The 20,684-nt window shown below is 72.5% G+C and carries 11 protein-coding genes; all 11 read right to left on the reverse strand.

The window, feature by feature from the left end; translation table 11 throughout:
* The 11 genes from FL583_RS33300 to FL583_RS33350 all read right to left on the reverse strand — a co-directional run bounded on the left by FL583_RS33300 (position 1) and on the right by FL583_RS33350 (position 20,624).
* Positions 1–1,926 carry a type II secretion system F family protein gene (locus FL583_RS33300; RefSeq protein ID WP_142708864.1) on the reverse strand — a complete coding sequence of 642 codons (1,926 nt, stop codon included), beginning with the start codon at positions 1,924–1,926 and terminating at the stop codon, positions 1–3.
* Complete coding sequence (locus FL583_RS33305) at positions 1,923–3,413, reverse strand: TadA family conjugal transfer-associated ATPase (protein WP_142708865.1); 1,491 nt, start codon at positions 3,411–3,413, stop codon at positions 1,923–1,925. Before FL583_RS33305 ends, FL583_RS33300 begins: the two co-directional genes overlap by 4 nt.
* A gap of 1 nt (position 3,414) precedes the next feature.
* Positions 3,415–4,590 (reverse strand): CpaE/TadZ family protein, encoded by a 1,176-nt coding sequence (locus FL583_RS33310; RefSeq protein ID WP_142708866.1) that lies wholly within the window; start codon positions 4,588–4,590, stop codon positions 3,415–3,417.
* Between the two features lie 16 nt (positions 4,591–4,606).
* Complete coding sequence (gene cpaB, locus FL583_RS33315; RefSeq protein ID WP_142708867.1) at positions 4,607–5,344, reverse strand: Flp pilus assembly protein CpaB; 738 nt, start codon at positions 5,342–5,344, stop codon at positions 4,607–4,609.
* Positions 5,345–5,390: 46 nt separating this feature from the next.
* Positions 5,391–6,671 carry a TadE/TadG family type IV pilus assembly protein gene (locus tag FL583_RS33320; RefSeq protein ID WP_142708868.1) on the reverse strand — a complete coding sequence of 427 codons (1,281 nt, stop codon included), beginning with the start codon at positions 6,669–6,671 and terminating at the stop codon, positions 5,391–5,393.
* Positions 6,659–7,102 (reverse strand): TadE family protein, encoded by a 444-nt coding sequence (locus FL583_RS33325; RefSeq protein WP_142708869.1) that lies wholly within the window; start codon positions 7,100–7,102, stop codon positions 6,659–6,661. The genes FL583_RS33320 and FL583_RS33325 overlap by 13 nt, the downstream gene beginning before the upstream one ends.
* A gap of 10 nt (positions 7,103–7,112) precedes the next feature.
* The gene (locus FL583_RS33330; RefSeq protein WP_205752693.1) at positions 7,113–7,388 is read right to left on the reverse strand and encodes a Flp family type IVb pilin; all 276 of its coding nucleotides are present in this window, start codon (positions 7,386–7,388) and stop codon (positions 7,113–7,115) included.
* A gap of 15 nt (positions 7,389–7,403) precedes the next feature.
* Positions 7,404–7,559, reverse strand: coding sequence for a Flp family type IVb pilin (locus FL583_RS33335; protein ID WP_142708897.1), 156 nt, complete (start codon positions 7,557–7,559; stop codon positions 7,404–7,406).
* A gap of 174 nt (positions 7,560–7,733) precedes the next feature.
* Positions 7,734–7,937: a Flp family type IVb pilin gene (locus tag FL583_RS33340; RefSeq protein WP_142708870.1), complete on the reverse strand. Its 204-nt coding sequence runs from the start codon at positions 7,935–7,937 to the stop codon at positions 7,734–7,736.
* 116 nt (positions 7,938–8,053) lie between these two features.
* Positions 8,054–9,811 (reverse strand): gamma-glutamyltransferase, encoded by a 1,758-nt coding sequence (gene ggt / locus FL583_RS33345; protein WP_142708871.1) that lies wholly within the window; start codon positions 9,809–9,811, stop codon positions 8,054–8,056.
* A 52-nt stretch (positions 9,812–9,863) separates the two neighbouring features.
* On the reverse strand, positions 9,864–20,624 hold the full coding sequence (locus FL583_RS33350; RefSeq protein WP_142708872.1) for an IPT/TIG domain-containing protein: 10,761 nt from the start codon (positions 20,622–20,624) through the stop codon (positions 9,864–9,866).
* Positions 20,625–20,684: the final 60 nt, after the last annotated feature.

The raw sequence follows: 20,684 nt of genomic DNA on the forward strand, positions 1-20,684 counted from the left end.
CTACACCTCCACCTTGACCAGTTTCCGGAGCCAGACCGCCCCGAGGATCATGAACACGATGGCGCCGACCAGCAGCCCGATCCCGATCGACGTCGTGTAGAGCGGCTTCACGTAGGCGCGGCGCACCGCGAACATGAACCCGCCGACGCCGATCGGCAGCGCGAGCAGCACGTACGCCGACATCCGTCCCTCGGCCGAGAGCGCCCGGACGTGCCGCTCGAGCCGTCCGCGCTCGCGCATCGTCTCGACGGTCGTCTCGACCACCTCGGCCAGCGAACCGCCGACGTCGCTCTGGATCCGCAGCGCCATCACCAACCAGAGCACGTCCCGGCTGTTGTTGCGCTCGGCGACCCGCTCCAGGGCCTCCTCGAGGTTGCCGCCGAGCCGGATCTCGGCCAGCGCGCGCCGGAACTCGGTCGCCACCGGCCCGTCGCCCTCGCTGGCCACCGAGTCGATCGCCTGGTGCAGCGAGAAGCCCGATCGGAGCGAGCCGACGACGATCCGCAGCGAGTCGGGCAGCTGCTCGGCGAACGCCTTGGCTCGGCGTCCGGCCCGGAAGCGCAGCCAGCCGCCGGTGCCGAACGCCCCGACGACGACGCCGAGGATCAGCCCGGGGAGCCCACCGAACGCCAGCATGCCCACCACCACCAGGCCGATCGTGAGCGCGATCCGCAGCGCGACCCACTGGTCGGGCGTCATCGAGCTGCCCGCGCGCTCGAGCGACAGCTCGATCTTCGCCCGCCTCGCCGGGTTACGGAGCAGGTAGCCGGCCGCGGTGGCGGCGTGCCCGGACAGCGTGACGACCGAGAACCGCGAGCGGCGCTTCCCGCCCCGCGGGTGCTCCAGGATCCGCTGCAGCCGGGCCAGCGCCCGCCTGCCCTCGCTGTCGGCCAGCGCCGGGGTCAGCACCCGGACCGCGAACCACACCAGCAGCGCGCTGATCGCGGCCAGCCCGATCAGCAGCGACCAGGCCGTCCCGCCGGGCACCGCGACCGTGTCCGGCGCCGACGCGATCGCGTTCGGGTCGACGTCCAGCGCCACCCGCTCGGTCGTGGTCAGGCCGCCCGCCGCGGCCTGCAGGTCGGTGGTGCGTCCGGACAGTTCGTAGGGGACGCGGGCCCGCACCAGGACCGCACCGGCCAGCGCGTCGGCCTGGTCGTCCAGCGCGGCCCGGAGGCCGTCGGCCGACGCGGCCGTGCTGATCCGGCCGCCACCGGCGGAGACCAGCCGGACGACCGACTCGGTCGCCGGGCCGACGGTCACCGCGTCGACGGTGCGCCCGCCCGCGGCCATCCGGGCGCCGACGGTCTGCGCGGACGCGACCACCGCGGTGTCCCGCGACGAGACGACGAGTACGCGCCGGCTGCGGTACTGGTCCGCGCCGGCGCCGCTGACCAGCATCGCGTCGGCCTGGGAGACGGCGCCGGGCAGGTCGGTGGACTCGGCCACGCCGACCTGCTTGAGCGCGGCCAGGAAGTCGTTGCGGTCGGTCGTCGGCGACAGGACGTTGGTCGGGTGGGCGGCGAGCGTGACGAGCCCCAGCGCCACGCCGTCCGGCGCGGCCACCGCGTACCGGGCCACCGCGGCCCGCGCGGTCTCGAGACCCGAGCCACCGAGCTGGAGGACCAGGACCACCGCCCGGTTCGGGTCGGAGGCCGACTCCGGGATCTCGCTCACCGTCGACGGCAGCTGGGTGCCGCCCGCGGTGACCGTGACCCCGCTGTTCTCCAGGTCGGCCGGACCGTCGAACCCGTCCGGGTGCAGGAAGAACTCGACCTGGCTGGGCAGCGTCGAGACGCCGGACAGCTGGATCGCCCCGCCTGCGCCGCCGTTCGGCTCGAGCGGGTCGGGCGACGGCGCCGCGGCCGCGGGAGCGGCCGTCACCAGGATCAGGGCGACGGCCGCGGCGAGCGGACCCGCTCTCACCGCGGGCGCCCGGCCGGCGACGCTCCGAAGACGTCCGGCGGGAGCGACACGCCGTGCGCGGCCAGCTCGTCCATGAACCCCGGCCGCAGACCGGTCGGCTGCAGCGTCCCCAGGAACCGGCCCTTGCCGTCGGTCCCGGCCTTGTAGTCGAACAGGAACAGGTCCTGCATCGTCACGATGTCGCCCTCCATGCCGGCGACCTCGGTGATGTGGGTGACCTTCCGGCTGCCGTCGCGCAAGCGGCTGACCTGGATGATCAGGTGCACGGCGGAGACGACCTGGTCGCGGATCGCGCGCATCGGCAGGTCCATGCCGGCCATCAGCACCATCGTCTCGAGCCGGGCGATCGCGTCCCGGGGCGTGTTCGCGTGCAGCGTGGTCAGCGAGCCGTCGTGGCCGGTGTTCATCGCCTGGAGCATGTCGAGCGCGGCGCCGTCCCGGACCTCGCCGACGATGATCCGGTCGGGGCGCATCCGGAGCGCGTTCTTGACCAGGTCGCGGGCCGAGATCGTGCCCCGGCCCTCCACGTTGGCCGGCCGGGACTCCAGCCGCACGACGTGGTCCTGGTTGAGCTGTAGCTCGGCCGCGTCCTCGACCGTGACGATCCGCTCGTCGTGCGGCACGAAGCTCGACAGCACGTTCAGCATCGTCGTCTTGCCGGAGCCGGTACCGCCGCTGACCACGATGTTCAGCCGCCCTCGGACGCAGGCCGAGAGCAGGTCGGCGGTCTGCCGGGTCAGCGTGCCGAAGTCGATCAGCGACTCGATCGTGAGCCGGTCGACCGCGAACTTCCGGATCGTCAGGCTGGACCCGTCCAGCGCGATCGGCGGCACGATCGCGTTCACCCGGCTGCCGTCGGGGAGCCGGGCGTCCACCATCGGGCTCGACTCGTCGACCCGGCGGCCGACCCGGGAGACGATCCGGTCGATGACCCGGCGCAGGTGCGGCTCGTCGTTGAACTCCGCGTCGGTCATCTCCAGGCGTCCACGCCGTTCGACGTAGACCCGGTGCGGGCCGTTGACCATCACCTCGCTGACGCTCGGGTCGCGCAGCAGCGGCTCGATCGGCCCGTGGCCGAGCACCTCGTCGGTGACCTCGCGGATGATCCGGGCCCGGTCGATGCCGGTGAGCGGCGTCTCCTCGCGGGCCAGCAGGTCACTGACCGTGTCCCGGACCCGCAGGTCGAGGTCTTCCGCGCCCTGCTCGTACAGCTTCGGGCCGAGCATCTCGGCCAGCGTCCGCTGGACCCGGTGGCGCACCTCGGTGATCGGGTCGGCCAGCTGCCGCCCGGCCTCCCGGTAGCGCGAGGCGGCGTCCTGGCGCCCGTCGGCCGAGGTCGACCGGCGGCTCTTGGCCGCCAGCCGGCGGCTCTCGATCGGCAGCATGGCCGGCTCGGCCGGCCCCGCCGGTGGCGCCTCGACCTCGGCGTCCTCCTGCTCGACGTCGGCCTGCTTCTGCTTGGCCAGCAGGCGGTCGGCCAGACCCATCTCAGCTCCTCCGGCCGAAGAGTGACAACCGGCGCCTGCCCTCGACCGGCGTGGTGGTCTCGTCCACGTCCGCGCAGCGGTTCGCGAGCTGCCGGATCGCCTGGCTGACCGGGTTCCCCGGGTCGTCCAGCGCGATCGGCACGCCCTTGTTGATCGAGACCGGCACGTCCCGCGACGACGGCATGTGCACCGCCATCGGGGTTCCGACCGCTTCCTCGACGTCCGCGATCGTCAGACCCACCTGCGAGTTCGCCCGGTTGAGGAGGGCCAGCCGCCGTTCCCGCGGGTACTCCAGGACGTCGAACATGTCCAACGTCAGGCGGACGCTCTTGAGCGTCGGCAGGTCCGGGGTGACGACCGGGACGTACAGATCGGAGACGTCGAGCGCGGACAGGACCTGGTCGGAGAAGAACGGCGGGGTGTCGATCACGACGAAGTCGAACAGCGTCTTGGCGACGTTGATGAGCTCGGTGACGAGGTCCCGGGTGACGTGCTCCCCCTCGGCCGGGCCGGCCGGAGCCAGCGCCACGTCGACGCCCGGGCAGTACCGGGTGAGCAGCGACCGCAGGCCGGGCTCGTCCAGCCGGCCGGCCATGCCGATCGCGTCGGCGATGCTCCGGACCGGGGTCAGCTGCAGCATGATCGCGACGTCGCCGAACTGCAGGTCCAGGTCGATCAGGCAGACCCGGCGGCTGCCGCCGGCGGCCAGCGCGACGGCCAGGTTCGTGGCGACCGTGCTCTTCCCGCAGCCGCCCTTGCCGGAGAAGATCGTGACGACCTTCCCCTCCGAGCTCGACTCCTTGTTGCTCTGCACCGCGCTGCGCAGGGCCCGCGACACCTCGAGCGCCCGGGTGCATGCGGCCTTGATGGCGGCCGGATCGTCCAGGTCCGCGACCTCACGGATGCCGGCCCGCATCGCGTCGGCCAGCATCTGCGGGGTCACCTGGCGACGGAGCAGCACCACCCCGAGGGCGGGGCTGCGGACCCGCTGGTAGGCGGCGAATTCGACCGCCGCGCCGAACTCGACGCCGGCGCCCAGCACGACCAGCAGCGTTCCCGGGTGCCGCTCCAGGTGGGCGGTGAGCTTCTTCCAGGAGTTGACCAACGTGAAACCGGCGGCCGCGATGTTCGCCGGTGTGTCGATGATGTTCTCCGCGGACGGTTCGAGGTAGATCACGCCGGGCTCCTGTCGCCTACCGGAAGAGGGTGTCGGTGTCGACGCCGCTGCCCGGCTCGACCGTCACCGCGTCGTTGAGGAGGCCGAGCGAGAGCGTTCCCGTCTGCGAGGCCTGGACCAGCCGTTCGGCGTCGGTCTGCGTCGTCGCCAGCGTGACCGCGATCATGTCGGAGCTGGCCTTCACCGCCCCGGCCTCGCCGATCGCCAGCACCTGCACGCGGGGCAGCAGGACCCGGGTCGCGGTGACCTTGTCGGCGTCGGTGGTGACGGTTCCGGAGTTGGCTTCGTCGGCCGTCGGCTTGTAGGTGTAGAACACCGCGACCTCGGACCCCGGCCGGACGTAGCCGGCCACTCGGGACGCGCCGGTCATGTCGACGCTCACCGCGAGCTTCCCGGCCGGGATCGTCAGGCCGCCGGTGCTGGTCTGTTTGCGTCCGAGTGCCCCGCGCAGGAGCAGCTGGCTCGGCTGGACGTCGGCGGTGAGGGCCAGGTTGTCGAGGCCGGCCGGGATCGTGCCGAGCGCGTCGGAGGGAACGGTCTCCGCGGGCATCTGGACGGTCTTGAGCTTGCCGCTGTTGCGCAGTTCGGCGCCGGTCGTGCCGGCCGGGAGAAGCGTGCTGGCGACCAGCACCTCGACCGGCTTCTTGCCCGCGACCGCGCGATCGTCGGCTCCGCCGACGTAGGCGAGGATGCCCACGCAACCCAGCAGGGCCAGCACGAACGCGAGCGCCAGCGCCAGTAGTCGACGTCTCATCCGGTAGTTGCCATTCTCGCGGAGCGACCGTTTCGCTCCCTATCGGCTACCCGACCCGCGTTATGAGCGAGACGCCGTAGTCGGTGGTGCCGAGGCTGCCCGCGGACGTCGCCGGGGCCGGGATGATCGCCTGGGTGAAGTACCCGTTGAGGCAGTAGTCGACGAGGATCGTGCACTGTGGCCCGGACGAGGCACCCACCAGCGAGCCGACGGCCTTGAGCGTGCCGTTGAGCAGCCCGATCTGGAAGCCCTTGACGACGAACGCCGCGTAGCCGGCGATCCGCAGTGTGTAGGTACTGAGGTTGACGACCGGGTTCCACTGGTAGTCGTAGATCGGGATGAGGATCGGGCTGCCGGTGTCGACCGCGTTCTGCAGCGGGGTCAGGCAGTTCACCGGGGCGAGCAGGCCGAGATCGGACGCGGTGAGAACATCGCCGACGGTCACCGTCTGCAGGCAGTTGGCGTCGGAGTAGGCGCCGACCAGGAAACCGAAGCCGTTGCCGCCGAGCCACGTGGTCGGCGACGCCGGCGAGGTCGGCGGGTTGGCGTTGCAGGCGGCGTTCGTCGTGGTCTTGCCGAGCGTGTCGTGGATGAACACCAGGTCGCCGACGGCCGGCGGGTTCGCTCCGATCAGGCTGCCGACCGACGTCCCCACGTTCCCGAGCAGGCCGGTCAGCAGGCCTCCGACGCCGCTGACCAGGTAGTACAGCAGGCCGTTGTTCGTCATCTTCCAGAACTCGCAGCGGCCGATGCCGATCGCCAGCACGGTGGCGGTGTTCGGGATGCCCCAGGCGACCCGCGAGCAGGCGCTGAGCTTCGTCCCGGTGTTCGAGGCGTCCAGCAGGCCGGCGAACGTCGGCGCGAGCTTCGTCGACCCGTCGGTCTGCCGGGTCGACGTGCGAACCTCGACGTACTTCGCGGTCGCCGGGGCGGTGCCGATGCAGTCCGAGAGCGCCGAGGTCTGGGCCGGGCACGCGGTCAGCCCGGTGCCGCCGCGTCCGCAGATCAGGCTGACGTCGGACACGCCGTCCTTGGAGTTCGCGTTGGCCAGCGAGCTCGCCAGCGTCTGCTGGCTCGCGCAGGTGGCGGCCGTCGATGCGGTCGCGCAGACCCGGGCGATCGCCCAGGAGGCCGCGTCGGCCCCGGTCTGCAACTGTTCCCGCTCGTTGTAGAGCTTGCCGACGTCGACGGTGAGCGTCCCCATGCCGAACAGCACGCCGCCGGCCATCAGGGCGGCGGCGATGATCGCGACCGCACCCCGGTCGCCGGTCGGACGACGTCCGGCGAGACGGTCCCACCAGGGGCGTTTCGCCGTCAGCCGAGGCACGGCATCACACCGGTCGCGGTGATCGTCTTGGTCGTCCCGGAGCCACCCAGCAGCGTCAGGATCGGGGTGAGGTAGGTGAACGTCTGGCTGACCGTCACGGTCGCGGTCGACGCGGCGGTCGACCCGGACGTCGGGCAGGGCACCGAGGCGGTGACCGTCGTCCCGGTGGTGCCGGTGACCTTCTGGGCCCGCAGGGTGGCGTCCTGGTTGAACGCGAGCGCGCGGGCGCCCTCGCGGGCCGCGTCGCTCAGCGTGGCCTGGGCGCTGATCAGCCGGCCGAAGTCGATGACGCCGAAGATCATGACCAGCATGATCGGCAGGATGATGGCCAGTTCGATGGCGGCGGCGCCGCGGTCGCTCCCCGACGACGACCGCCTGCCGCCCCGGCGGGTGGCCGGGGCGGCAGGCGGTCGGTCGAGTCGTCCTCTCATGGGCGGCCCGTCAGGGCAACAGGTCCGTGATCTTCTGGAACGCGGTGTTGATCTTGCCCCCCAGGCTGAGCACCGTCGCGACGATCACCGCGGCGATCAGGGCGGCCAGCAGGCCGTACTCGACCGCGGTGGCACCTCGGTCGGCCCGGGCGCGCAGCACTGCGACGCGGGACGTGACCGCGGTGTAGGCGAACAGGAGCATCGGTACTCCGCTCAGGAACAGCCGGTCCGTCCGTGGACCGGCCAGCGGGGGTGGTGCCTTCGGCGTGCTCCCGAGCGGGAGCACGCCGAAGACCGTGGATCAGGGCAGGGTCGAGCTGACCTTGTTGAACGCCGTGTTGATCTTGCCGCCGAGCGCGAGCACGGTCGCGACGATGACGGCGGCGATGAGGGCGGCCAGCAGGCCGTACTCGACAGCGGTGGCGCCCCGCTCGGAGCGGGCCTTCAGAGCGTCCATGCGAACGGCGGCGCGGGAGACAACGGCGGTGTAGGCGTGCAGGAACATCGATCCTCGCTTCATGTCGGTCGGTCCATCCGTGGGCCGGCCAGCAAAACTGCTACCGGACAATCCAGCCATCGGCAGCCGCGCCGATGGGGATGAGGAAAATCGGGTAAGTATCCAGGCGGCGGATCAGGTCAGGTTCGCGTTGATCTTGCTGAACGCCGTGTTGATCTTGCCGCCGAGCGCCAGGACGGTCGTCACGATGACCGCGGCGATGAGAGCAGCGAGCAGGCCGTACTCGACCGCGGTGGCGCCACGCTCGGAGCGGGCCTTCAGCGCGTCCATGCGGACGGCGGCGCGGGAAACGACGGCGGTGTAGGCGTGCAGGAACATCTCGGACCCCCTGTTTGTCCGGGGCCCGTTTGCCCCGTGCACCCCACACATCGACGGGGGTGACCGGGGGTCGAGTGCGGGCGGGTTGTCCTTCGAGTGCGGTCCGGTTGCCGAAATCAGCGCACGGTGGCGGCGGAGCCGCCGCCTCGCCTGGTCGGTTCGGCGGCGGCCAGGAGGCGGCCGTTCTTCAGGAATTCGATCCCGGTCGCGGCCCCGATCTCCTTCACCGGGGCGAACGTCCAGCCCCGTGCCGTCAGCGCACCGGTGTCGAACGCCGGTTCGGCGTCGACGGCCTTCCCGTTCCTGGCCGACGCCCGGGGAGCGGCGATCGCCTGCGGCAGCGTCAGGCCGCGGTCGAGCCGCCCGAGGAGGATCTGGAGCACGGTCGTGATGATCGTGGCCCCGCCCGGCGACCCGACCGCGAGCAGCGGCCGGCCGTGGCTGAGCACGATCGTCGGCGCCATCGAGCTGCGCGGACGCTTGCCCGGACCGGGCAGGTTCGGGTCCGGGACACCCGGCGTCACCGGGGTGAAGTTGAAGTCGGTGAGCTCGTTGTTGAGCAGGAAGCCCCGGCCCGGGACCGTGATCCCGGAACCGCCGGTCTGCTCGATCGTCAGCGTGTAGGCGACGACGTTGCCCCACTTGTCGGCGACCGTGAGGTGGGTGGTGGACGGGCCTTCGTAGGGCGTCTTGGTATCACTGGCGGCCGGTCGGGCGCAGTCGCCGCCCGGGGTGTGCGGGTCGCCGGGCGGCTGCGGGGTGGTGAGCGCCTTGTCCGGGTCGATCAGGCAGGCGCGGGTGGCCGCGAACCGGTCCGACAGCAGACTGCTGACCGGCACGCCGGGGACGTCTCCGACCCAGCGGTTGCGGTCGGCGAACGAGAGCGTGGACGCGGCCAGGTAGCGGTGCAGGTAGTCGGTCGCGTCGAGGCCCTTCAGCCCGGTCTTCTCGACGATGTTGAGCGCCTCGCCGACCGTGGTGCCGCCGGAGGACGGCGGGGCCATGCCGTAGACGTCGAGGCCCTCGTAGCCGGTCTTGGTCGGGGTCCGGAACGGGGCCGTGTAGGCGGCCAGGTCGTCGGCGGTGAGCTGGCCCTGGCGCACCGGGGCGCTGGCCGGCGGGTTCTGGGCCGTCTTGACGATGTCGCGGCCGATCGGGCCCCGGTAGATGGCCTGGACGCCGTCTTGGCCGAGGAGGTCGTACGTCTTCGCGAGATCCGGGTTGCGCAGCGTGGTGCCGACCGCGGGCGGCTGACCACCGGGGAGGAAAAGGGCCTTGGTGGCCGGGAAGTTGGCGAAGCGTTTCGCGTTGTCGGCGGTCTGGTCGTGGAACGTCTGGTCGACGACGAAGCCGTTGCGGGCCAACCGGGTGGCCGGGGCCAACGTCTGCTCGAGGGTTCGGGTGCCCCATGCGTCCAAGGCGTTCTGCCAGGTCAGTGGGGTGCCTGGCACGCCGATGCTGAGGCCGCTGGTGACCGCGTCGGCGAACGGGATCGGTTTGCCGTTCTCGGTGAAGACCGTGGGAGTGAAGGTCTTCGGGGCGGTCTCCCGGCCATCGATCGTGTGGACGCGGTGGTGCTTGGCGTCGTAGTAGACGAAGAAACCGCCGCCGCCGACGCCGGCCGAGTAGGGCTCGGTGACGCCGAGGGCGGCGGCCGTGGCGACGGCGGCGTCTACGGCGTTGCCGCCTCGGCGGAGGACGTCGATGCCGATCGCGGTGGCGTCGGGGTCGACGGTGGCGACAGCTCCGCCATAGCCAGTTGCGGTCGAGGTCGGTTTTGCCGGAGCCACGGCGCTGGCTGTCGTCGGGGCGGCAGCGAGGGTCAGTGCGGTGACGCCGGATACCACTCCGAGGAGCTGACGCAGCTTCGCCATGGGGGCCTCCCTATGGCTGGACCCTGTGCCCGCTCCCCGGGGTGATTAATCCTCAGTGACCCCGTCGATGCATCGCGTGATCCAGGTCGGGGGCCCAGTTCAGGCCGATGACCTGCGGTTCGTACGGCAGCGCGTGCTTGCCCAGACGTCGCAGCGGCGAGCGGGACGGGCCCCGTCGAACGGCCTGGCGGGCGACGATGCCAGCCACCAGGAGCAGCGCCCCGATCAGGCCGGCGGCGAGGTTGCCCGGGGAGGTCGAGGCGAGCGTCGTCCGCGGGAGCGTGGTGCTCGCGGAGACCTGACGGGTGTTGCTCGCTACCGCGGCCGACGTGCCCCCGTAGGTGTACTGGCTGGTCGCGACCCCGCTGTTCGTGATGACGTGGACGACGCTGGTGCCCGCGGTGCACTTCGGGGCGGTGAACGTCAGCGAGGTGCCGGTGCTGTTGACCTGGACCGCACTGGCGTCGACGCGGGCGCCGCAGATGACGACCGTGGTGTCGGCGCCGCCGAGGTTCGTGCCGGCGATCGTGACCGCGGTGCCGCCGGCGGCCGGACCCCGGGTGGGTGTGAGGCTCGTGATCGCCGGGTCGGCGTTGGCGATCGCCTTCGGCGCCAGGGCGGTCGCGGAGGCGAGCATCGGCGGGCGGAGGCCGGTGGCCGGGGCTCGGTCGAAGGCGATCATCGGGGCGGCCAGGGCGGTGACGCCGGTCGGGAGTTTCGAGACCGGGGCGCCGGCCGGGGCGATGAGCAGCGGGTCCGCGGCGGCGAACTCTTCGGTCTGGTCGGGTTGCTGGATCGGGGCGCTGGCTTTTTCGGCGGACTGGATGGCGGCGGCCCGGTTGGCGAGGACGTTGGCTTGGGCTTGCTGAGCCGGGGTTTGCTGGGCCGGGTCTTCCTGGGCCGGGTCTTCCTGGGATGCGCCTTCCTGGGCCGGGGTGCCGGATTGGGCTACCCCGGAGGACGGGGCTCCGGATTGGGCCAGGATCGAGGAGGCCGGGGCGACGGGTTCGGTCCAGTCCGGGACGAGCGGGTCGCTGGAGGCGGCCTCGTCTTCGTCCTGGGGGTTGCCGGGTTGGTTCATGGCCACCGGGTGGGTGGCCGGGTTTTGCGGGGTGGTGATCGGGCCGGTGGAGATCGGGGTGCCGGTGCCCTTGGTCTGGGCTTCGGTTTCCGGGGCCGCGTTGGTCGCCGGCATTCCAAGGATGGAGCCGCCCGGCTCGGGCGGAACCGGCGCGGCGGCGCCCGGGGCGGTGACAGGTGCGCCAGAGGCCGGGGTGGCCGCCCCTGGGGCAGCGGCTGAGCCCGCGGCCAGCGGGGTGGTGGTCGGGTGGGTGGCGGGCGGGGCGGCGCAGGCGGCTTCGGCTAGGCGGATGGTGCCCAGGTCGATGGCGGACTCGCTGGCCGTCAGGGTTGCTTCCACGACGGCGCGGGCGCCGTCGGAGTCGGTGTGTTCTTGCTGGTGGATGGCGACGCTGACCTGCACGCCGTCGGCGGCGGTCACGGTCGCCGGGCCGGCGCCGACGTCGATCGGCGAGCCGCCGACCCGGAGGCCGGTCACCGAGACGTCGGTGCGCGGCTCGGAACCGCCGGCCGGCGGGCAGCTGACCTCGGCCCGGACCTGGTCGGCGGCGAGGATCGCGGTGCCCAGCGCGGCGACCTCGAGGCTCCCGAGCGCGGCGGTGGCGCGCGACTCGCTCGCGCCCCGGACGGCCTTCACCGTCGTAGCGGTGCCGTGCGCCGAGATCGTGCCCGAGTTGGCACTCACCGGGACCCCGCTGCGGCTCGCTTCACCCTCGTGCGCCGGGGCGTCGGCGGTGACGCCGCTCCGCGACAGCGCCATGAACCGCACGGTTCCGGCCCCGGAGCTGTCCGCCTCCACGGAGTCGCTCCCGCCGCCTCCGGCGGCGCGTTTCGCGCTCGCCTTCGGCGCCGATCGGGACACCAGCGCGGGGCGTGCTGCCTCCGAGGCCTCCTGCCCGGCCGGGTCGGCCGCGGATCCGGTCTTCGCGCCCGAGGCGCGCGCGCCCCGGTCCGCGCTATCCGGGTGCGCGCTATCAGCGACCGCGCCGCCCGTGCGCGCGCCGCGCGCCCGCGCGCCGTCGGCGGTCGCGCCGCCTGCCTCCGCGCCATCGACGGCCGCGCCGTCCACGCCCGCGCCGTCCACGCCCGCGCCGTCCACGCTCGCGCCGTCCACGCCCGCGCCGTCCACGCCCGCGCCGTCCACGCCCGCACTGTTCGCGCTCGCGACGTTCGCATTCGCGTTGTCCGCGCTCGGGCCGTTCGCATTCGCGCCATCGGCACCCGCGGTGTCCGCGCCACCAGCACTCGCGCCATCCGAAGACGCGCCGCTCGCGCTGTCCGCGTCCACCCCCGTGCCCGCGTCCACCCCCGTGCCCGCGTCCTCCACGGCGTCGGAAGCGGCCCGGCTCAACTCGGCAGAACGAAAGTCGACCGCCAAGACCCCGGCCGACGCATCGCCGGCCGCGCGCACCGACGGGTGCGCCAGAGCGCTCGACACCAACGGCGCCGACACCGTGTTCGCGCTCGCCGGACGCTCCGCCACCGCCAACACCAGCGCCATCGCACACGGCACCGCGACCAGCACCGCCTTCAGCCCGGTGTACAACCCGCCACTCATCCGAGCCCGAGGCGGCGTGTGCCGCCCCCGCGGATAACGCGTGCGACGCATCCTCGCCCCCCTCGGGTAACTCGTGCTCATCCGGACCACCGGCAGCGTGAGCCCCCGCGCACCCCAGACACACCCGGCGCCCAGCACCAACAGCACGACGCCTCCCAGCGCCAGCCCGTCGATGCCGAACCCCGTCACATCGGTTCCGGTCGTCGGCAGCCAGTTCGAGCCACCGGTGTGACGAACCGGCCGCTTCGTCCCGCCGGAATTCCCGCCGTTGTCGCCGGAATCCCCGCCGTTGTCACCGGAGCCCGGCTCCGCGGCCGCCGCGGCGAACGTCACCTCGGCATCGGTGCTGCCGTCCGGCGTGGTCAGCGTCGCGATCTGCTTGCCCGCCGGGCAGGCCGGCGCCACGAACGACGCGCTCGTGCCGTCGGCCGACACCGTGACGTCGGAGGCCGCGATCGTGTGTCCACAGATCACCACGGTGGTCTTGCCCGGGACGAAGTTCTGGCCGATGACCGTGACCTTCCCGCCCGGGTCGACCTTGGCCGGCTTCACGCTCGTGTCGACCGGCGGCTTGGGCGTCGGCGGCGTCCCGCCGTTGTCGCCCCCGCCGTTGTCCCCACCGCCGTTGTCTCCACCGCCCGTGTCTCCGCCGCCGGTGTCCCCGCCGCCGGTGTTCGCGGTGTAGTAGGTGTAGGTCAGCGGCTGCGCAGGCACGTTCCCGGTGGTGACGACCACGAAGACGTCACCGGCCGCGTGCGCGGGCGCGTCCGCGGTCAGCGTCTGGGCGTTCGTGACCTTCACGTTGGTGGCCGCGATCCCGTCGAACGTGACCGTCGTCGTGCTGTCGAAACCGGTACCGGTGATCGTGACGGTCGTCCCGCCGGTCGTCGGACCGGTCGTCGGCGTCATGCCGGTCGCCGACGGGCCGGCCGCGTACGTGACGTCCTTGGTGGACGCCGCGTCCTGGCCCGGCAGGATCACCTGGACGTCGGCGACGGTGCCGGCCGGGTTCGGCGGCGCCTTCGCGACGACCTGCGAGTTCGGCGACGTGGCGGCCGCCCGGAGCAGGCCCGCCGTCCGCACCGAGGACGACCCGCTGGTCATCGCCTTGGCCGACACCAGCGTTCCGGCCTGGCCGTTGAACGTGACCCCGATCGCGTCCTGCAGGTTGACGCCGTTGATCGTCACCAGCGTGCCGCCGGTGATGTTCGCGTACGGCGGCACGACCGAGGTGATCGCCGGCGGCGTGTACGTGATCGTCCCGGCCTTCTTCGTGCTCCGGTCCGAGAAGACCAGCAGCACGTCCCGAGGGCCCTGCTCGTGCGGCGGCGCGTTGACGGTCACCCGGGTGTCACTCGCCGAGACGTTGCTGCCCGCGAGGTTGTCGAAGACGACGCCGGTGACGCCGGCCATCCCGGTGCCGGTGATCGTCACCAGCGAGCCGCCGTACGTCGGGATCGACGCCGGGCTCAGCGACGTCGGCGTGGCCGCGTCGGACGCCGGCGGGACGGTCGCCGCGACGAACGTGTACCCGCCGGCCGACTTGGCGTCCGCGCCCGGCAGCGTCACGACGACGTCCACCGGGCCGGCCGGGTGGCTCGGCGTCGTCACGGTGATCGACTTGCCGTCGTTGGCCACGTTCATGTTCAGGCCGGCGATGCCGTCGAACCGCACCGCGGTCGCCAGCCCGAGCCCGGTACCGGTGACGGTCACGACCGTGCCGCCGTTGACCGTCCCGGAGTTCGGCGTGATCGCGGTGATCGTCGGCCCGACGTACGTCACCGTGCCGACCTTCTTGTTGCCGGCCGGGAACTCCAGTGTGACGTCGACGTCGCCGGCGTCCTCAGTGGCCGGGATCTTCGCGGTCAGCGACGTCCCCGCGGTGTTGACCTGGACGTCGGTCGCCGCGACCTTCCCCACGAGCACGCGGGAGACGTACTTCAGGCCGGTGCCGAAGATCTGCAGCGTCGTGCCACCGGAGGTGGCCGACGTCTCGGCCGAGAGCGTCGCCGTGGTCGAGCTGCCGTCGGCGAGGTAGGTGAACTTGGCCGGGGCCGGCGACTGGCCGGGCTCCTCGACCGTGATCGCCGCGTCGCCGACCGTGCCCGGCGGCGTCACGAACGCGATCCGCGTGCCGTCGTCGCTGGCCGTGAACTGAACCGGCTGACCGTTGATCTTGACGCTGGTCGCCGCGGCCAGGCCGGTACCGGTCAGCGTCACCGCCGTACCGCCCGACTCGACGCCGGTCTGCGGCGACACCGAGGTGATCGTCGGTGCGTCGTACTTCAGCGCCGGCGCGTCGATGCGGCCGCGCGGGAACACCACGACGACGTCGGCGGTGCCGTCACTCGACGGCGGCGCGGTGACGACGAGCGTCTTCCCGTCCGGGGAGGCGGACGTGATCGTCCCCGGGACCCCGTCGAACGTCACCTGGGTGGCGTCGTCGAGGCCGGTGCCGGTCAGCGTGACCGGTCCGCCGGACGCCGGGACCGACGCCGGGCTCAGCCCGGTCACCACGGCGCCGGTTCCGTCGGCGATGTAGGTGAACGTCTCCTTCGGAGGCGAGTCCCCGGCGTAGCGCAGGACGACGTCCGCGTCACCCGGCGTCCCCGGCGGGGTCGTGAACGTCATCCGGGTGCCGGCCGCGTTCACGGTCGGCTCGACGACGTTCCCACCGACGATGACGCTCTGGACGCCGCCGAGCGCGAACCCGTCGATCGTGATCTCGGTGCCGCCGGCGGCCGGACCGCTGTTCGGCGACATGCTCGTGATCGTCGGACCGCTGTAGTAGAAGCCGCGCGGCACCGTGCTCGACACCGAGCCGGTGGCGATCGAGGTCGTGAGCACGACGTCGGCCGGACCGGAGCCGGAGGCGGTGACGTCCGGGCTCAGCACCGTGAGCGAGGTGTCGGTGCCGCCGCTCAGGATCGTCGCGGGCTGCCCGCGGAACGTCACCGAGGTGACGTCGCCCAGGTTGGAGCCGGTGATGACGACGGTGGTGCCCCCGGCGACCGGCCCGAAGGCCGGCAGGATCGTGTCGACGACCGGCGCGTCGGCCGCGCGGTAGGCGTAGCTGGTCGCGAGCGTGGCGTCCCGTCCGGGCAGCTGGACGGTGACGTCGACGACCGCGGCGCTGTTCGTGGCCGGCGTCCGGGCGGTCAGCGTGTTACCCGAGCCGCTCACCGAGACGTCGGTGGCCGGCTGGCCGCCGACCAGCACCTTCTGGACGCCGGTGAAGCCGATGCCGGTGACCGTGATCAGCGTGTTGCCGGCCAGCGGGCCCTGCTGCGGGAAGACGCCGTAGATCGCCGGCGGGTAGTAGGTGATCGTGCCGGCCGCGGCCGTGCCGCCCGGGAACCAGATCGTCACCGGCACCGAGCCGGAGTCCTCCATCGGCGGCGCGGTGACCGTGATCTGGGTTCCGTTCGCCGAGACGACCAGGTCGGCGCCCTCGCCCGGTCCGACCTCGGGTCCGTCCACCGGCTTCGACCCGACCCCGAACGTCACCGCGGTCGCGCCGTCGAAGTTCGTGCCCTGCAGGGTCACGGTGTCGCCGGCGGTCGGGATGCGTCCCGGGCTGAGGCTGGTGACCGTGGTGTTGCTGCCGTCCGGCACGTACCGGTACGCGTCCTTGCGGACGGCGTCCAGGCCCGGCAGCGTCACGGTGACGTCGACCGATCCGGACGCGTGGGCCGGCGCGGTCACCCGCACCGCGGAGCCCGCCGGGTCGGCGTCGGTGATCGTCGCGGGCTGGCCGTCGAACGTCACCGCGTCGGCGTCGGCCAGGCCGCTACCGAGCACGGCCACGGTGTTCGCGCCCGACACCGAGCCGGACGCCGGGCTGAGCGCACGGATCACCGGCGCGACGTACTGCAGCTGAGCGGCCGACAGCGCGGACCCGTTCGGCGTCACGACCGCGACGTCGACCAGTCCGTCCACCTCGGACGCCGGAACGTTGGCGCGGACCTGGGTCGCGGTCGGCGTACCGACGATCGTCGCGGGCTTGCCGCCGATCGTGACCGAGGTAGCACCGTCCAGATTGGTGCCGGTGAGCGTGATGACCTCGTCGCCGGCCGTCGGGCTGGACGTCGGCGACATCCCGGTCACGGTCGGCGGCGGCAGCGGCGAGTACGTGTACCCGCCGACCCGGGTGGCGTCCAGGCCGGGCAGGACGACGACGACGTCCACCGTGCCGGCCGCGTGCGCCGGCACGGTCGCGGTCACGGTGCCGTTCTGGTCCACCGCGAAGTCCGTGGTGGGCTGGCCGTCGACGGTGACCGCGGTCGCGGCGCCGAGGCCCTTACCGGAGATCCGGATCTGGGTGCCGCCGTCGACGTACCCGCGGTCGGGCGCGACCTGGGTGATCGACGGGCCGACGTACACCGCGGTGCCGCCGGGGTAGGTGCCCTTCGGGAACTGGGTGACGACCGGGGCCGGGCCGGCCGACTCGCGGGCCGGCGCGGTGGCGGTCAGCGTGGTGCCGTCCGCGCTCACCGAGACGTTCGTCCCGGGGGTGCCGCCGAACGTGATCCCGGTCGCGCCGGTCAGGTTGGTGCCGGTGACCGTCACCTGCCCGCCGGACGTGGCCACCGACGGCGCGACGTTGGTGACGGTCGTGTTGGAGCCGTCGGCCACGTACGTGTACGTCAGCGGGTCGGGGTCGGAACCGGCGACGTCGACCTCGACCTTCGCCGGGCCCGCCTTGCCCGCCGGGGTCGTGAACACCAGCGTGGTGTCGTTGACCTTCTGGAACGTCACCGGGGTACCGCCGACCCGCACCTGGGTCGCGGTGCCCAGCAGCGTGCCCTTGAGCGTCACGCTGGTGCCGCCCGCGACCACCCCGTTGTCCGGGGTGATCGACGTGAGCTTCGGCCCCTCGTACGTGTAGCCGTTGGGCAGGATGCCGGTGCCGGCCGCCGAGGTGACCGCGATGTCGGCCGGTCCGGTCTGCTCGGACGGCGGGGTCGTCACGGTCAGGTTCGTGTCCGAGTTGACGGTGAAGTTCTGCGCCGGCGTGCCGTCGAACGTCACCGCGGTCGTGCCGGTGAAGTTCGCGCCGGTCAGCGTGATCGTCTCGCCGCCCCCGGACGAACCGGTGTCCGGCACCACCGCGCTGACCCGCGGAGCGAGCGGCTCCACGTACCCGTAGCCGCCGGTCGAGGTCGCGTCGGCGCCGGGCAGCTCCACGACGACGTCGACCAGGCCACCGCTGTGGGCCGGCGAGGTGACGGTCAGGCCGGTGGACGTGACCTGGAGGTTCGTCGCCTCGATGCCGTCGAACGTGACCCGGGTCGCGGCGCTCAGCCCGGTGCCGGTGATCGTCACCGTGTCACCGCCCGCGGTCGGGCCCTGGGCCGGCCGGATCGAGGCGATCTTCGGCGCGGTGTACGTGATCGGGTCGGCGGTGACCTTGCCGGCCGGGAACGTGAGGACCACCGGGGCGTCGCCGGGCTTGTCGGTCGGCGGCGCGGTGAACGTGATCGACGTGTCGGTGGCCGAGTACGTGGTGATCGGGACGCCGTTGACCGAGACGGCGGTGACGTCGCCGAGCCCGGAGCCGGTGATCGTCACCGGTCCGCCGCTGGTCGGCAGCGTGTCCGGGGAGACGTCGGTGATCGTCGCGCCCGAGCCGTCGTTCTGGTACGTGTAGCCGTTCGTCGAGGTGGCGTCCGCGCCCGGCAGCACGACGACGACGTCGACCGGGCCGGGGGCGTGGGCCGGGACCGTCGCCTGGATGCCGGTGCCGGCCGTGTTCACGGTAAAGTCGGTGACCGACTTGCCACCGAACGTGACGTCGGTGGCGCCGGTGAAGTTCGTGCCGGTGATCGAGACCGTGGTGGTGCCCGCGGCCGGGCCGCTCACCGGGTTGATGCCGGTGATCGTCGGCGGCTGGTAGGTGATCTTGCCGGCCTGGGCGGTGCCGAGCGGGTACTCGATCACGACCGGGACGTCGCCGCCGGTCTCGCGGGCCGGGGCGGTGACCGTGATCGTGGTGCCGGCCGGGTTGATCGTCATTCCGGTGCCGGCGATGCCGTTGAACAGCACGTCCGAGGCGCCGGTCAGGTTGGTGCCGGTGATCGTCACCTTCTTGCCGGACGTCGGGATCGGGCTCGGGTCGATGCCGCTGACCGTCGCGGCCGAGCCGTCGTAGAGGTACGTGTAGGTGAGCGGCGCCGGGTCGGCGCCGGTGACCTGCACGGTCACCGGGGCGTCGCCGGGCGTGCCGGCCGGGACGTTGAAGACGATGTCGGTGTTGGTGCGGCTGATGATCGTGCCCGCGTTGTCACCGACCTTCACGCTGGTGACCGTGGCCAGACCGGTTCCGGTGAGCGTGACGTTCGGGCTGCCCGACTGGGGTCCGGAGCTCGGGTCGACGGCGGTCAGCGTCGGGCCGACGTACGTGAAGCCCTGCGGGAGCGCTCCGGACGTGTTGTCCGAGGTCTTCAGCGCGATGTCCACCGGCCCGGTCTTCTCCGAGACCGGCGTCCGGACCGTGACCGACGTGGCGGTCGGGCCGCTGACGATCGTCGCCGGCGTCCCGCCGACCGTGGCCGCGTTGACGTTGCCGAAGTTCGTGCCGGTGATCAGCAGGTCGGTGCCGCCGACCGTCGATCCGCTGGTCGGCGACACGGTCGACGGCGACGGAGCGCTCGGCGCCTGGTACGAGTAGCCGTTGCTCAGCGTCGCGTCCAGGCCGGGCAGTGAGACCACCACGTCGACGACGCCCGGCGCGTGGGCCGGCGCGTTCGCGGTGATCGACGTCCCGTCGGCGCTGACCTTGACGTTCGTCGCCGGAGCACCGCCGAACGTGACGCCGTCGGCGCCGGTCAGGCCCTTGCCCGAGATCGTCACCGCGGTGCCGGCGGTCTCCGGGCCCTGCGACGGCACGACCGCGTCGACGCTTGGCGCGAGGTAGGTGTAGTTGCCCCCGTTCACGGTGCCGGCCGGGAACACCACGGTGACCGGCACCGCCCCGGCCTTCTCCGAGCTGGGGATCGTCCCGGTGATCTGGGTGCCGTCCGGGCTCACGACGACGTTGGTCGCGGCCGTGTCGCCGATCTTCAGGCCGGTGGCGGCGCCGAGCCGGGATCCCGTCACCGTGACCTTCGTCCCGCCGGACGTGTAACCGGACGACGGCGACGGCGGGTTGACGGTCGCGTCCGAGCCGTCGGCGAGCGCGGTGAACGTGAGCGGCGGCGAACTGCCGCCGCCGGCCGAGGTGACGACGACGTCCTGCGGTCCGACGGTCATCTGCGGGGTGGTGAACGTGACCTGGGTGCCGTCGCTGGAGACGTTCGTGACGGTGGCCGGCGTGCCGCCGACCGTCACCGACGTGTTGCCCTGGACGAAGCCGGATCCCTTGACCGTGACCGAGGTGCCACCGGACTGCTTGCCCGACGGCGGGTCGAGGCTGGTGGCGACCGTGGCCGGCACCGCCGGCTTCTGGCAGGTGGCGGTCGCGATCGCGATCGTGCCGAGGCTGACGTCGATGCCGAGGTCGGCGGTCAGCCTGAGCGCGATCGACAGCGCGGTCGCGTTCGCGGAACTGGCGGTGGTGTTCTCGACCCGGGAGACGGTCGCGCCGAGCTTGGCGTTGAGCAGACCGGGCACCGAGACCGTGAGGCCGGGGATGATCTGGGGCGCGCCGGCCGAGACGTTGACGGTCTTGCCGAGGACGCTCACCCCGGCCAGCGACGTCTTGACGGTCTGGGCCCCGCTGGTCGGGCAGGTCGCCTCGGCCGAGATCACGCCGTTGGCGCCGGTGTCGAGGATCGACGCGCCCAGACCCTTGATGCTGATGCCGCTGATCTGTGACCTGGCCGACGAGCTCACCGTCGAGCGGGTGGCGGTGATCGAGTCGACCTTGGCCCCGATCTGCACCGCCGAGGCCGCGTCGGTGCCCAGGTTGACCGTGGTGTCGGTGGCGGTTCCCCCGTTGGCCGGTGCGTCGGCCTTACCGAGGACCGTGTTCAGCGTCAGCAGCTGGAGACCGGCGACCTTGGCGCCCAGCCCGACGACGATGCCGCGCGCGGCCGCATCGCCGGACGCCGCTTCCGCGCGACCGCTCGGCACCTGCCCCAGGACACCGCCGAGCAGAAGGACGGCCATCACCACGCCGAACCAACGCAGTATCGAGCCCCGCCCCCACCGACGGGCCGAAATCGCCAGTTGCATAAAGGCAACGTACGAAATAAATCAATAGCCCGGTAAGTGAGCAAACGGGTGCAATTCAGG

Source organism: Cryptosporangium phraense (genome assembly GCF_006912135.1).
Classification (GTDB): domain Bacteria; phylum Actinomycetota; class Actinomycetes; order Mycobacteriales; family Cryptosporangiaceae; genus Cryptosporangium; species Cryptosporangium phraense.

Excerpts from the sequence above, each read along its gene's own strand:
- FL583_RS33305 (WP_142708865.1), bottom strand. The coding sequence starts at position 3,413 with ATGGGTCTGGCCGACCGCCTGCTGGCCAAGCAGAAGCAGGCCGACGTC.
- cpaB (WP_142708867.1), bottom strand. The coding sequence starts at position 5,344 with ATGAGACGTCGACTACTGGCGCTGGCGCTCGCGTTCGTGCTGGCCCTG.
- FL583_RS33325 (WP_142708869.1), bottom strand. The coding sequence starts at position 7,102 with ATGAGAGGACGACTCGACCGACCGCCTGCCGCCCCGGCCACCCGCCGG.
- FL583_RS33335 (WP_142708897.1), bottom strand. The coding sequence starts at position 7,559 with ATGGACGCTCTGAAGGCCCGCTCCGAGCGGGGCGCCACCGCTGTCGAG.
- FL583_RS33340 (WP_142708870.1), bottom strand. The coding sequence starts at position 7,937 with ATGTTCCTGCACGCCTACACCGCCGTCGTTTCCCGCGCCGCCGTCCGC.
- ggt (WP_142708871.1), bottom strand. The coding sequence starts at position 9,811 with ATGGCGAAGCTGCGTCAGCTCCTCGGAGTGGTATCCGGCGTCACCGCA.
- FL583_RS33350 (WP_142708872.1), bottom strand. The coding sequence starts at position 20,624 with ATGCAACTGGCGATTTCGGCCCGTCGGTGGGGGCGGGGCTCGATACTG.